13 protein-coding genes are annotated in these 13740 nt (G+C 36.4%); 6 read left to right on the top strand and 7 right to left on the bottom strand.

Translation table 11 applies throughout. From position 1 onward, the window contains the following. Window positions 1–76: 76 nt before the first annotated feature. The 3 genes from H4J57_RS10435 to H4J57_RS10445 all read left to right on the top strand — a co-directional run bounded on the left by H4J57_RS10435 (window position 77) and on the right by H4J57_RS10445 (window position 2497). Window positions 77–568 (top strand): peptidylprolyl isomerase, encoded by a 492-nt coding sequence (locus tag H4J57_RS10435; protein ID WP_070374269.1) that lies wholly within the window; start codon window positions 77–79, stop codon window positions 566–568. 9 nt (window positions 569–577) lie between these two features. Beyond that, window positions 578–1333, top strand: a complete 756-nt coding sequence (locus H4J57_RS10440) for a UDP-2,3-diacylglucosamine diphosphatase (protein ID WP_310733718.1) — start codon at window positions 578–580, stop codon at window positions 1331–1333. Between the two features lie 150 nt (window positions 1334–1483). Then, the gene (locus H4J57_RS10445; RefSeq protein WP_182242784.1) at window positions 1484–2497 is read left to right on the top strand and encodes a GGDEF domain-containing protein; all 1014 of its coding nucleotides are present in this window, start codon (window positions 1484–1486) and stop codon (window positions 2495–2497) included. Between the two features lie 20 nt (window positions 2498–2517). Here H4J57_RS10445 and miaE read toward each other — a convergent pair whose 3' ends face one another. The 5 genes from miaE to H4J57_RS20065 all read right to left on the bottom strand — a co-directional run bounded on the left by miaE (window position 2518) and on the right by H4J57_RS20065 (window position 8297). After that, entirely contained in the window at window positions 2518–3285 is a 768-nt protein-coding gene (miaE, locus tag H4J57_RS10450; protein WP_182242786.1) for a tRNA isopentenyl-2-thiomethyl-A-37 hydroxylase MiaE, read from the bottom strand. Window positions 3286–3614: 329 nt separating this feature from the next. Then, window positions 3615–4721 (bottom strand): lipocalin-like domain-containing protein, encoded by a 1107-nt coding sequence (locus H4J57_RS10455; protein ID WP_310733719.1) that lies wholly within the window; start codon window positions 4719–4721, stop codon window positions 3615–3617. A 4-nt stretch (window positions 4722–4725) separates the two neighbouring features. Next, complete coding sequence (locus H4J57_RS10460) at window positions 4726–7137, bottom strand: FtsX-like permease family protein (protein WP_182242788.1); 2412 nt, start codon at window positions 7135–7137, stop codon at window positions 4726–4728. Continuing rightward, complete coding sequence (locus tag H4J57_RS10465) at window positions 7121–7774, bottom strand: ABC transporter ATP-binding protein (RefSeq protein WP_182242790.1); 654 nt, start codon at window positions 7772–7774, stop codon at window positions 7121–7123. The genes H4J57_RS10460 and H4J57_RS10465 overlap by 17 nt, the downstream gene beginning before the upstream one ends. Window positions 7775–8168: 394 nt before the next feature. Continuing rightward, window positions 8169–8297: a hypothetical protein gene (locus H4J57_RS20065; RefSeq protein WP_259366841.1), complete on the bottom strand. Its 129-nt coding sequence runs from the start codon at window positions 8295–8297 to the stop codon at window positions 8169–8171. A 27-nt stretch (window positions 8298–8324) separates the two neighbouring features. Between H4J57_RS20065 and H4J57_RS10470 the strand changes: the two genes are divergently transcribed. Next, window positions 8325–9731, top strand: coding sequence for a diguanylate cyclase (locus tag H4J57_RS10470; protein ID WP_182242792.1), 1407 nt, complete (start codon window positions 8325–8327; stop codon window positions 9729–9731). A 66-nt stretch (window positions 9732–9797) separates the two neighbouring features. On the opposite strand, the gene H4J57_RS10475 is transcribed toward H4J57_RS10470, so the two are convergent. Then, window positions 9798–10592 carry an alpha/beta fold hydrolase gene (locus H4J57_RS10475; RefSeq protein ID WP_182213984.1) on the bottom strand — a complete coding sequence of 265 codons (795 nt, stop codon included), beginning with the start codon at window positions 10590–10592 and terminating at the stop codon, window positions 9798–9800. 259 nt (window positions 10593–10851) lie between these two features. Here H4J57_RS10475 and H4J57_RS10480 point away from each other — a divergent pair, with 259 nt between their 5' ends. Then, the gene (locus tag H4J57_RS10480; RefSeq protein ID WP_182242794.1) at window positions 10852–11130 is read left to right on the top strand and encodes a hypothetical protein; all 279 of its coding nucleotides are present in this window, start codon (window positions 10852–10854) and stop codon (window positions 11128–11130) included. Between the two features lie 269 nt (window positions 11131–11399). Further along, window positions 11400–11999: a Yip1 family protein gene (locus tag H4J57_RS10485; RefSeq protein WP_182242795.1), complete on the top strand. Its 600-nt coding sequence runs from the start codon at window positions 11400–11402 to the stop codon at window positions 11997–11999. A gap of 120 nt (window positions 12000–12119) precedes the next feature. Here the strand turns inward: H4J57_RS10485 and purF are convergent, their stop codons facing one another. After that, window positions 12120–13637, bottom strand: a complete 1518-nt coding sequence (purF, locus tag H4J57_RS10490) for an amidophosphoribosyltransferase (protein ID WP_182202789.1) — start codon at window positions 13635–13637, stop codon at window positions 12120–12122. Between the last annotated feature and the right edge of the window lie 103 nt (window positions 13638–13740).

Genomic DNA, 13740 nt, shown 5'->3' on the forward strand with positions numbered 1-13740 from the left:
ACATTATCCATAAGTTTGCTTTACAGTTCTGTGCTTTCGTTTACAATTCCCACATCGAAATTGAAGAGTAAATAAAATGATCATTTTAAAAACAAACTTAGGCGATATCAAAATTGAATTAAATTTTGATAAAGCACCTCTTACAGCAAAAAACTTTCAGCAGTATGTTGAAGACGGTTTTTACAACGGCACTATTTTTCATCGTGTCATTAAAGGTTTTATGGCACAAGGCGGTGGTTTTGCTTCTGGCTTAGAAGAAAAAGATTCTCGTGAAACCATTCAAAACGAAGCAAGTAATGGCTTAGAAAATAAGCGTGGCACTTTAGCGATGGCAAGAACACAAGAGCCACATTCAGCTTCAGCTCAGTTTTTTATCAACTTAAGCGACAACGATTTTTTAAATTTTAAAAACGAATCTGTGCAAGGTTGGGGTTATTGTGTATTTGCCGAAGTTGTTGAAGGCATGGACATTGTTGATAAAATGACTCTGGTTGAAACTGGCCGTATGGGTTTCCATGACGATGTACCAACAGAAGAAATCATTATTGAATCAGCGATTGTTGAATAATAAAAATTAGTGACTAACGCAATAAACAACAAATCAGTAACCTACTTTATTGCTGATTTGCATTTAGCGCAAAACAGGCCCGATATAACGGCCTGTTTTTTGTCATTCCTTGAAAAAGATGCCCCTAACGCCGAAACACTATATATATTAGGTGACTTATTTGAATACTGGATTGGTGATGATGATAAAAATCCTTTTGTCGTCGAAGTAGCCCTCGCGCTAAAAACATTAAGCATGCTAGGTACTCGTATTTATTATATTCATGGTAACCGAGACTTTCTCTTAGGTAAAAGCTATGCCAAAGCTTGTGGCATGACGTTATTACCTGAAGTGGATGTTATTGATCTCTATGGTAAACCCGTCCTTATTATGCATGGTGACACTTTATGTACACGTGATATCGCTTACCAAGCCTTTAGAAAGAAATCTCGTTCTTGGTGGTGGCAAACGATGATTAAAAACTTACCATTGTTTGTACGTAAAAGTATTGCTGAAAATTATCGCTTAAAAAGCGCCAGTGCAACGGCAATGAAGTCACAAGAAATAATGGATGTCACCGAGACAGAGGTTATTGACAAGCTTGAATTACATCATTGTCAGTTACTTATTCATGGACATACTCACCGCCCTAACATTCATCATATCCAAGCAAATAACCTACCTGCTCAGCGCATTGTTTTGGGTGATTGGTATGAGCAAGGCGCATGGTTAAAGGTAACAAAAGACAGTATAGAGTTACTTTCTCAAGCCTTTAAAACGCCTTAAACTTATTTTCTCAATAAATTAAATACTGCTGTTATAAATAAGTAATATCTCGACAAAAAAAATGATTAAACCAGCTATTGTGTCGCATTTTCCATTGAGTTTTCTTTTTATTAACTGTTATTATGTAGAAAAATAATAAAGGGAATTACGATGCAGGGAAGTTTTGATCAAGCGATGAAAGTCGCAGAACAAGCTAAAGAATTTATGCTTTTGCATCTAATTGCGCCCATACCGAGCCATTACGCTGTTGCATACTGTTATTTTTCAAAAGAAAACTTGTCACTCATAAAAAAAATAGATGGGCAATTAAGCAGCAAAAAGCCACTCGACGCTATTTTTATCGACGCATTGTTTAGTGAGTTTCTTTCAAACAGCCAAAATATTGAAGATAATATCTTTACACCTTTTGGCGAGACACTGAACAGTACCTTAGCGCAACTTGATAACCAAGTTTCAAGCGGACAAGCAGTAATAAGTCATCTCAATAAAATAGAAAAAACGCTTGGTCAGCTAAGTGTAGAAAAGCCTCTCCAAAATATTACTACTTTTTTACTTAATGCTATAGGGCAATCGACAGCTCAACATGAGTCTTTATCTACTGAGCTATATAAAGCATCTGAAGAAGTATCACAGTTAAAACTGAAGTTAGAAGAATCTCGTCAAGAAGCCCTAATTGATACCTTAACAGGATTATTAAACCGTCGAGGTTGTGATAAAAAATTAAAGGCACTATCACTTGATAACATTCATTCATCATTAGTTATCGATATTGATCACTTCAAAAAAGTGAATGATTCTTTTGGACACAGTGTTGGCGATAAAGTGATTCAGTTGGTGGCAAAAATCATCAAAGAACACGTCACACCTGATGACATTCCTGTGCGCTACGGCGGTGAAGAGTTCGTGGTGGTATTATCAAATAAGTCGCAAAAATTTGCTCATACGATGGCTGAAAAAATACGTTTGGCTATTGCGAAATTAAAATTAGTGCAACGTCAAAGTAATACTCAGCTTCCGCCTATTACGGTATCTATTGGGGTTGCCGAATTACACAATAACATGACATGGGCAACATTATTTAATAATGCCGACCAAGCGTTGTACCAAGCAAAAAATTCCGGCAGAAATCGTTGCGTATTAGCAAGCGCCAATACTGCAGCTTAACTTGAAAAAGCTAACTAAGCTTAAAGAGTCGCTGCAGGTAAGCCACTATGAAACTTAAAGTCTTCATCTGCACTAATAATTAACGTCGCTTCGATATCAGCAAAATATTTTATCCGTTCAGAAATATCGGTTCCAGCAATCTCTGTCGCTAATGATAAGTAATCTTGATAATGGCGAGCTTCGGAGCGTAGTAATGATATATAAAAATCACCCAGACGTTTATCAACATGAGGGGCTATTTTAGCAAAACGTTCACACGACCTAGCTTCGATAAAGGCACCGATAATTAACTTATCAACCATAGCATCAGGTTCAAAAGATTTTACATGACGAAGTAAGCCTTTCGCGTATCGGCACGGCGTAATACTTTGATATTCAATACCATACTCATCCATCATTTCTAATACTTGGTAAAAATGATGTAGCTCTTCTTTGATCAGTAAGACCATTTTGTCGATAAGGCCTTGCCCATGTACTGAACCTGACTTAGGTAATATGGCTTTAGTTAACTTGTTTTTCGACGGTAATGAGCGCCAATCCCCTTGCCTCTTATAGATTAATTGCTCGAATGGCTGCAGCCATGCCAACAAAGCATCACCACTTTCTTTATCAACTGCATATTTTCGGATCAAAAACATAGCGGACTGAGCTGCTTTTAATTCGCACACCAGGTGATCAATTAATAGCACGGGTAAATTTTCAGGCTTAACGGCTTCATCAATCCATGCTTGTGGTGTTTCACACTTTAAGAATGACAATATTGGAGATAATAATTTTTTAGTCGACATTTGGTGAAATTCTTCACTATATACACTAGATTGATATCGATTTTATCATACCCTTATTAATAATTGCGCGGCTATTTTCACAGAAAGTTAACGATCCAATAATAATTGGTTATTGTCTATGCTACTTTAAACGCGAATACCACAAAGTAAGGGGGGGGGATGAAACACATTATCTCACTCAGTCCCCTTTTAGAGAGCAAAAAAAAGTAATATTATCAGCTAATGATGATGGCAATTTTTGCATATAACTTACGCATGGCTGCTTTTATTAGTCATTTTGACCAGGGTTTGCAAAATAAAATAACAACTTAATAATGAATAATGGATAATTAGTGGCCAGTAATTTCGGCATAGCCAATACCATTAAAACCACCCGTTGCTTTTACTCGTCCTTCCCAGTAAGGGATTGTTAATTGATTACGTGAATCTTTGGTAATACTTTCAATAATAATGGTTGGTCTATTCGTTAATTCAACTTGCCATTTACTAGGATAATCGTGGTTATTTAATGTCACGGTTTCAATAACTGACAGTTTAATATCTTCTTTAAAAATCGGTGTTGTTTCGCCATTGGGGGCTATCTCAGTACCACTACAATACTCATAATTATTATCATTACCTCGAATACAAAAGAGCATGAGCCCTTGCTTCTCTGATTGAGCGGCTGATTGAGCGTCAACAATACTGAACCAATCCCAACCGAGTTGATTTTTGTCGAGTAAACTCGCCGACCACTCTCTGTCATACCATGCATTCCCCGAAACGTTATAGGTGTTACCCGCAAAAGTTAGACGGCCTTTTACCTTTAAAAAGGGATAACTAAAGTAATAAGACGCATGACCACTTTGTGTTTTTTGGCTATAGCCCTTGTCGCCATGCAAGGCTATTGGGCTGTCGCTTAGTGTTAGTGCTATTTCATAGTTTTCATGTGCTGCTGTTAAATTGAGTGGCAAAAATTCGTTGTTGATACTGCTCAACTGCCAATCATCAATACTGGCATCAAACGGCGAGCTAATGACCTTAGCTTGCCTTGCTCGTGAAAACCGTTCAAACGCAACATGATCTTGTTGGTGTTGCATTGCAAAATGAGCAAAGTAAAGATTGTTATCCCACCATTGTGACTCAAGGTTACCTGGCATTAGTGTGCGAAATAATGTCCATTGAACCCCAAAAGTCTCGCCAGTGTCACTTTGCAAATTAGCCGTTACATACCACCACTCAATACCTTGTTCAGCATGAATACCATGATCCGCAGGAAAGATAAGAGGAGTGCCCTGTATTACCGGTTTGCCAATAGCCACTTGTAATTTAGATGAGGTTGTTTTTTGCTCAGCCGGTTGACACGCAGACAGCACAAAAATTAACAGCACAAACGTAAATCGTACAAAAACAAACGGAATCAATAATACCCCGGCCAAAACTTGTCTTTTTATCACGCGATTATGACTCCTTAGTCGCTAAGTTAGTTAATTTTCGGATCGGTAAATAGGCACATAAAACGGATACACCAACTAACGTTAAACAAGTTATAAATAAACTGCTTAAATCTAAACTAAAGTGAATAGTCCAGCCAAAGGCAATTGGCATAACAAACTTCAATAACGCAAAGCCCAGTGCGAAGCCAAGCGGAATAGCAAACAATGCGGTAAAAACTACTACGCCTGCTGTTTGTAGCAGTTTCATGGTTAATAATTGTCGTTGTGTCACGCCTAAATTACGTAATATGGTTAATTGTTTTAATTGATTAACACTTAAACTTAATAGGCTGGTACACAAACTTAACAATGCAATAGCCAGAATAAAACCATTGAGTGCTTTGGTCACTACAAACGTATCTTCAAACAAGGCATTAGCTATTTCTTTAAATCTTTTATTGGCTAAAATCTTTGTACTGTCTTGTTTAAATTCGTCCATTAAACGCTCGCTAAAAACAGCAACGGAAGTACTACTTTTTAGCCGTATTGAATAACCAAAAACATCACGGTTTAGTGCTGCTGTTTTATGGCGTTCCTCTAGCGTAAGTAAGGATATTCTTGGGTTACCATAATCATAAAAAAACCCTGTTATACGACAAGTAAATTTAGTTGAATTTTGATTAAATACCATCACGTCATTTAATGAATAATTAAACTTAATTTTACTTTGTTCGTTAGCTAAGCAACCTTGACCATAAAAATTTTCTACATTAATGGCTAAGCCTGAAGTCAGCGAAATATGTTGATAATGTTCAAAGCTATTACCAAAGCTTGCAAGATTCGCAGGTACTTTATTTACATCACCATCACTTTGCATATAGATACTCAACTTCCTAACTTCAGGTAACTTAGTTAGCGCTTGCCTTAAAGTATTATCGAGTTTATCTGAACGTAAATAAATATCTGCACTTAATTGCTTTTCAAGATGGGCATTTAACGTATGGCTAAAGCTTTTCACCATAATTTGCATGCCGATAGCACTGCCAAGCGCCACTAGAATTGCAATAATAGCAATATGAAGGTCTTTTACATGAAGTCGGGTATCGGCATGAAGCCATTGTGTTAATGGATTTGTGATTGTCAACGGTAATGAAACCAAGAGAGACAGTACTTTAGGTACAAGTAAAATAAACAACATTAAAAGCGCAAAACACAGCAGCAAGGCTTGATACTCATTAGTCGCATAATAGAGTAACCCTATGACTGCCGCCAATGTACTGACCAACAAACTATAGAACATCAGTTGACTTTTTTGGGCTACTTGCTTGGCTTGCGCCAAAAGTATTACCCCCAAAGCCGAAATATTAAGGGCAAAGCCTAATAAGACATTTGACCATTGCCAATTGATCACAAGCGCTTTATCGAGTTGATACAAGCCAACTAAAGTGCTGTTAACATCAAGCACTAATGCATTAGCAATTAAGTAACCACCTAATGTACCTAATAAAGCGGTGCAAACACTAACAATAATAAGTTCAATGACAAGACTCAGTTGAACACTTAACTTAATGCAACCTAATAGCTGCATTTGCTCTATTAATTTTTGTCGCGCAGTTAAGGTCAGTTTTATCGCATTAAAACTCAAAAACGCCGCAACAATATAACCAAGCATGGCAAGTGCGGTCAGATTAAAAAAGAAGGCTTCAGATAAAACATCAAACGATTGTTGCTCTGCATCAATCAACTGTGCTTGCCCAGCAATTAGCTGTGCTATTTCTATTAATTGCTGCTCGCTAACATGCGAGAGCTCAATAAAGCTGAGTTGCCCTTTAGCTGCTAATAAATAATCAGCATTGGCGATATCAGTGATCGCCCAAAGTCCAATATTGTCAGCTAATACAACTTCAGGTTGTTGCTGATCGTTTTGCAGCGAAAAATTTATTGGTTCACCTGTTTTTGTCACGATGCGATTTGCAAATTTCGAGTCAACTAATAAAGTAGAAAGGGAAAAGCGTTGAGCTGTTTTATCAAAATCTTCATCACTTTGTTGGTATTGCGCACGGTTTAACCACAGCAGAGTATCCACACCTTGAATGGCAAGTGTTTCTCCGTTGCTGGTTTTTAATTGACCTCGTAAAACGGGTTGAGTATTGATAAAGCCATGTTGTCGTAAAGTGAGCCATATATTGCCATCAATAAAGTACTTTCCTGTTAATGGTCTAATTAAATGTGTAACGGGGTTATTGATTAATGCGGAAGAATTTTGATAGCGTGTATTAGCCTCTTGATTAAGGCCAGAAATTGCGGTTAATAGTGCACTACCTAGACTAAAACCTAGAAAAAATAACGCCATTAACCAAGGATGTCTTCGATAGAAGGCTAAATGAGTGGCGATAATAAGTTTAATTTCATTGGTCAAATTATTCAAAATGACCATCTCTAAGTACTTTTACATGGTCAAAGTAATCGGTTAATTGATGGCTGTGAGTAACCATCACCAAATTGATTTTTTGCTCACTGCATAACTCAGTAAGAAGTTTAACGACTTGGTGCGAGCGCTGCCGATCTAAGTTACCTGTTGGTTCATCTGCAAAAATTATTTGAGGTTTGTTGAGTAAAGCTCTTGCGATGCCAACTCTTTGTTGTTCTCCACCTGAGAGCTTTTCTGGCAGTGAATCAAGCTTACTTTGGAGCCCGAGTTTATTGACGATATAGTCAAATTCATCCGCAGGATTTTTGGGGTAATTGAGTTTGTGCTGAAAGAGAATATTTTGCTTTACGGTTAAACAGTCAAGCAATTGGTAATGCTGAAATATTAGCCCTATTTTACGACGATAAAGCGCAAGTTCTGTCTCATTCAGTGATGAAAGCTCTTGATTGTTAATACTTACCGAGCCACTATCTGCTTGCAAGAGTCCCGCTAAAATATGCAAAAAGGTTGTTTTACCTGAACCACTATCACCAAGTAATGCGAGGTGCTGTGCTGCAGGTACAAATAAATCGAGTTTATTTAAAATATTTTGTTTGTTGCCGCCATCATTACGGCTAAAAGATAAGTCCTTCACGCAAATCACGGTAACTCCTTATTATAGGTAGAATATAATGGTAAAAACACTACAAAATCACCCAGAAAGTATTTAATCCCCTAAAAATTAACCCTTCATTTAGCGAGATAATTATGAGTAATAATTTCATTTAGCCGACACTACGTGAGTAATTAAAAATATAAATAATTTTTTTACAGCTCTATTAACTCATGCCTCGTGTTTAACATTATAAAAAAGAAGGTAGGCGCTAATAGTGTTGTAGTCAAAATATCGTAAATCACTAAGCTACGGGTACTAAATTAGTATCTATTTATCATACCCATATCAAGAATTATCGCTTATTTACACAAGATGATCAGAAGTGTCTATACTGAAAGTAAGCTTTAAAACAGCGATATCACTTATATCATACCTTATAGATTTATAAATCTATAAGGATACTCACTTGGGTAAACTCAACACTTAATAAAACTGTCTGTAAAATTTTAATTTCATGGTTAGACGTTAATGAATGAAATGAGTAAATATTATCAACTGTGTGATATTGCATAGCTGACACCAAACCAATAGGTTATAGATGAATATTTCCACTGGCAATAAAATCGGTTTTTTATGCTTTATCGCCATATTAAGCATGTGGGGTTATGTTGTCTTTCATATTATTGGTATTTTTGATCTGCAAGCAATTAAAGATGAAAAGCACCATATATATTCACTAACCATTGCTAATGAACTACGTCAGAGTTCAGATGACCTAACTCGTATGGCACGTACCTATGTGGTTACCGGGGATGAGATTTATAAAGAGTATTATTTTGACATTATTGCAATACGTAACGGGGATTCTCCCCGACCAAAAAAATACCCTCCCACTTACTGGTATACGTTACTTATGCCAGAACGATTTACTTTAGATAAATTAGGCATTCAAGTCCCATTAAAGACCCTTATGGGAAATATGGGCTTTACAGAAAGTGAGTTATTACTACTTCAACAGTCCCAAAACCACTCAGATAATTTAATGACTATCGAAAAACAGGCTTTTGCGTTAATGAAAGGACTCTACAATGATGGTAAAGGTACGTTTACCCTTAAAGGAGACCCTGATAGGAATGTTGCTATTGAGCTATTATTTTCAACTCAATACCAGCAAGAAAAAATGGCCATAATGCAACCTATTCGAAAATTTATCGAAGCTGTGGAGACTAGGTTAATTGTCGAGGCAGATAAGTTTAACATTAAGCAAAAAAAATATTTATGGTACGTCATTTTATTATTGGTTATTTCAACACTTATGGCATTAATTATCACTTTTTATGTCAGAAATAAGATTGTTCTCCCCATATTTTCACTGGTTCACGATGCACAAAATATAGCAGAAGGAAATTACCAAGTACGTAGCAAAGTCATCGTAAAAAATGAAATTGGCTCACTGAGCAAAAATTTAAATAAAATGGCTAACCATATAGAACAAGACATTAATAAATTAAAAAAAATGGCGACAACGGATGAGTTAGTCGGCATTGCTAACAGACGCGCCTTTATGAAATCTTTACAGCTTGAATTAGAGCGATCACATCGTTATCAATTTCCACTGTGTTTATTAATGTTAGATGTAGATTATTTTAAAGTATTTAATGATACCTATGGTCATTCGATTGGCGATGAGGTCTTAAAAATTATTTGCAACGTAAGCCAATTGGTACTGAGAGAGAATGATCTGATGGGGCGAATTGGCGGCGAAGAGTTTGCATTCATTCTTCCCGCTACCAACATCGACTTCGCATTAATTGTTGCTGAGCGCATCCGCGCGGCTGTTGATAATGCCTTTCTTATTATTGATAATAAAAAGGTAAAGGTCACCGTAAGCATGGGGGCCACCCAATTAACTAAGCCAGATGATGTTGGTTTATTTCTGAAAAGAGCAGATATAGCCATGTATAAATCAAAGGACAACGGGCGTAACCAAACCAGCTTTATTTAACCACTATTGACTAATATTGATAAAAAAAAACATAACTTTGTTCACAAGGGCTATATATCTATAAAATTAGTGTTGTTGAGCGATAAACTCTAACGAATGTTGATTAAAGAGTTCTGGGTTCTCAACATTGCAGACATGACCACACTTATGAATGGTGTGTAATAAACTGTTTTTATGTTGTTTAACCATTTCCATCACCGGTCCCAAAAACATATGGTCTTCCTTGCCCATAATATAAAGGATAGGTATATCAATTTCTTTCTCTTTGAAATAACGCATCAAGGGGTTCACGTCCATCGCTAACTTAAACCAACGAATAAATTCTTTCTGGCACAAACGTTTAGCTTCACGAACAAATAAGTGCCGAGATTCCTTATGGCGCTTTTTTGGCATCATAATAAAAGCAAATAAACGATACAACCACATGTATGGTAGAAAATGCTTAAAGGTATTTCCCAAATAAACCAAGATATTACTACGAGCATTAAAACGAGTGATAGCGCCACCTAGAACCATACTTGATACATATTGAGGCGCAATTTCAGCTATATTACGAATGATAATAGTTCCTAAAGAAATACCAACAAAATGTGCACATGTAATATTGTTGTGATCTAAAACATCGATGATATCTTCAGAGACTTTATTAAAAGAGTAATTACTATCAACAAAGGTTTGTACCAGATGGCTGGACTTTCCGTGGCCACGAAGATCAAGTAAGAGCACATTATAAGTTTTTTGATAATCTCTGATCTGACGAAACCAAATTGCCGAACTACCGCCAGCACCATGGACAAAAACAACCCATACTTTACTGGTTTTATGTGGATAAATAGTATGGAAAAGAATTGATTTGCTCATTACTGCAAGCATCCTATTACGATGAGTTATACAAACTTAAGAGTAGCTAGTATAGCTAAATTTAAAAAAAATCTCCTAATAAGTTAGCTAATATCACTCCTTACTAGGGTAATACTTTAATGATGTACCGCCTCAATTGACTATTTTGCGAAAAGATATAATAAAGTTTAGAATAGTTTGTCTTCTTAATAAAAAGCCAATATCAATGGCGCTGCTATTTTAGATCCTAGCATTACAACGTCTCCTCAAGGTAATAAAGATGAAAAATAAAACAGTAAACAGTCTCTTAAAAAAACATGACAAACTTGTTCATAGTGAAAATATTACTGTCGTCTCTCATGTTCAACGCGAACAAAATGAGTGGTTTATTAATACGGTAATGATAAAAGGCTGTGATGCTCCATTCAAATATAAGCGGAAAAAAGCTTATAAATCGCTTAGCAAACAACAAGTGAATATGACCTATTACACAAGCACTGAAATGATTGCTGGCTTTGAGATAGAAGTCATGAATATTGTTAGAATAAAAGTCGCCTGATTTTCAATTAAAACTGACATTTTTAATAACCCACACTTTTCTCTGAAAGAACAAAATAATATATCACTATATAAACATTTGTTATTTTCGGTATAAAAAGAAGTTATTTGCATTTAATTTAGCTTAATTGCTATTCATCTCTTGACGAAAGCTTCGCCATCTTACATAAATAAGCTATCAATAATAAAAACATTGATCGACGCAGACATTTATTAATAAAAAATAAAAAGCAATAAATGTAATTTTGGGGACAGCGAGAGGATTTTATTATGATATTAAATCATATATGGGGATTGTATACTGACCCTAAGAAAGAGTGGCACACAATTGAAAGCCGCCACGAAAGCTTAATGTACAGCATGGTTCATATTTTAACCATAGCGTTAATACCTGCCATTTGTAGTTATTTTGCCGCCGCTCATATTGGTTGGACAATAGGCGTAGGTGATCCAATAAAATTAACTCAGGCAGGCGCAATGACCATGTCTGTTGGTATGTATTTGGGTTTAATCTTTGGTGTTATTGGTTTAGCTTTTTTAATTCAATGGATGGCAAAAACTTTTGATGCTAAGCCAGATTTTACCCAGTCTTTAGAATTAGCCGCTTACACAGCAACACCGTTATTAATGGTTGGCGTAACCGCGTTATTTCCTGTTTTATGGTTTGTTGCTTTAGCGGGACTAGCCGCACTTTGTTATTCTGTATATTTACTTTACTCTGGCGTACCCATCATGATGAATATTCCAGAAGAAAAAGGCTTTATTTATTCAAGCTCTGTAGTTACTTGCGGATTAGTTCTTTTAGTCTCTTTAATGGCATTTAGCGCTATTATGTTAGGTATGGGGTTTGGCTCTGAACATATATCTTAAAGCTTTTATTATAAGTATGCATCTTTAGGATTTGATCATAAAAAAGCCCGCTTAGTGATAAACTAAGCGGGCTTTTATTTTACTTTGTTTTTCTATACTGTCGTTTAGACAAGCCTAACGCTATTCAGCACCTTCATTGTGCATATCTATAATTGAATCTGCATTTTTATCTGAGTCTTCTTTATTCTCATTATTTCTCATCGCATCTAAACGCTCTAAATAGCCCTGAGTAATGTCTTTAGTTATATATTGACCATCGAACACAGATGTCTCGAATTGTTTGATTTCAGGGTTTACACTACCCACAGCACTAACTAAATCTTCTAAGGTTTGAAAAATAAGTTTATCTGCACCAATTAATTGGCAAATATCGTCTAATTCACGGCCATGAGCAATGAGCTCATTGGCACTTGGCATATCAATACCATAAACATTAGGAAAACGAATTTCTGGAGCGGCTGAGGCAAAATAAACATTTTTTGCCCCCGCAGAGCGAGCCATTTCAATGATTTGTCCAGAAGTAGTCCCCCTTACAATAGAGTCATCGACTAACAATACATTTTTACCAGCAAACTCTGTTGTTATCGCATTAAGTTTACGGCGAACTGATTTCTTACGCTGCTCTTGACCCGGCATAATAAAGGTACGGCCAATATAGCGGTTTTTCACAAAACCTTGACGGTATGGGATGCCAAGGTGTCGAGCAATTTCTAAAGCAGTATCACATGATGTTTCTGGAATAGGGATAACAACGTCGATATCTACGTCTTCCCATTCTTTTGCTATTTTATCACCCAATTTTTTGCCCATTTCAACACGAGAGCCGTAAACAGAAATTTTATCAATCGCTGAATCAGGACGCGCAAAATAAACATATTCAAAAATACACGGGTTGTATGTTGGGTTCTTTGCACATTGCTGGCTGTGAATTTGTCCATCTTCAGTGAAATAAATAGCTTCGCCAGGCGCAACATCACGGACAAATTCAAAGTCGTTTGCATCAAGCGCTACCGACTCAGAAGCAATCATATATTCGATACCCGTAGCCGTTTCACGCTTACCAAATACTAGAGGACGGATGCCATTAGGATCACGAAACGCCACCATGCCATGGCCAATAATCAAAGCAACCGTTGCATAGGCACCACGAATACGCTCATGTACATTAGATATTGCAGTAAAAATATCATCAGGTGTTAATTTCAAATTTTCAGTCAATTGTAATTCATGACCGAGAATGTTGAGTAACAATTCAGAATCAGATGTGGTATTTACATGACGACGTGCGACATTAAATAACCACTCTTTTAATTCAATCGCGTTGGTTAAATTACCATTGTGTGCAAGAGAAATACCAAAAGGAGCATTGGCATAAAATGGCTGAGCTTCTGAAGAACTTGAAGTACCTGCGGTTGGGTATCTAATATGACCAATACCCATGTTACCTTGTAATCGCAACATATGACGCGTATGAAACACGTCTTTTACTAAACCATTTCCTTTACGTAGTCTAAAGGTATTGTTGTGAATAGTCACAATACCAGCAGCGTCTTGACCACGATGTTGAAGTACAGTTAATCCGTCATATAATGCTTGACCTACCGATGTTTTACCAACAATGCCAACAATACCACACATGCGTTTATTCTCCACAGAACTAAGTTTAAGGGCGTTTTAATAACATAAACGCTAAGTAAATAAAAATTATACTAATGAACATCAGCCCCATTTTCATGGCACT

The sequence above is a fragment of the Colwellia sp. BRX8-7 genome (genome assembly GCF_014077275.1).
Lineage (GTDB): Bacteria > Pseudomonadota > Gammaproteobacteria > Enterobacterales > Alteromonadaceae > Colwellia_A.

Bases quoted from the DNA above. Each gene is read 5' to 3' on its own strand.
- H4J57_RS10480 (WP_182242794.1), top strand. From the start codon at position 10,852: ATGAAAAATAAAACAGTAAACAGTCTCTTAAAAAAACATGACAAACTT.
- H4J57_RS10470 (WP_182242792.1), top strand. From the start codon at position 8,325: ATGAATATTTCCACTGGCAATAAAATCGGTTTTTTATGCTTTATCGCC.
- H4J57_RS10435 (WP_070374269.1), top strand. From the start codon at position 77: ATGATCATTTTAAAAACAAACTTAGGCGATATCAAAATTGAATTAAAT.
- purF (WP_182202789.1), bottom strand. From the start codon at position 13,637: ATGTGTGGTATTGTTGGCATTGTTGGTAAAACATCGGTAGGTCAAGCA.
- H4J57_RS10485 (WP_182242795.1), top strand. From the start codon at position 11,400: ATGATATTAAATCATATATGGGGATTGTATACTGACCCTAAGAAAGAG.
- H4J57_RS10460 (WP_182242788.1), bottom strand. From the start codon at position 7,137: ATGGTCATTTTGAATAATTTGACCAATGAAATTAAACTTATTATCGCC.
- H4J57_RS20065 (WP_259366841.1), bottom strand. From the start codon at position 8,297: ATGCAATATCACACAGTTGATAATATTTACTCATTTCATTCATTAACG.
- H4J57_RS10475 (WP_182213984.1), bottom strand. From the start codon at position 10,592: ATGAGCAAATCAATTCTTTTCCATACTATTTATCCACATAAAACCAGT.
- H4J57_RS10445 (WP_182242784.1), top strand. From the start codon at position 1,484: ATGCAGGGAAGTTTTGATCAAGCGATGAAAGTCGCAGAACAAGCTAAA.
- miaE (WP_182242786.1), bottom strand. From the start codon at position 3,285: ATGTCGACTAAAAAATTATTATCTCCAATATTGTCATTCTTAAAGTGT.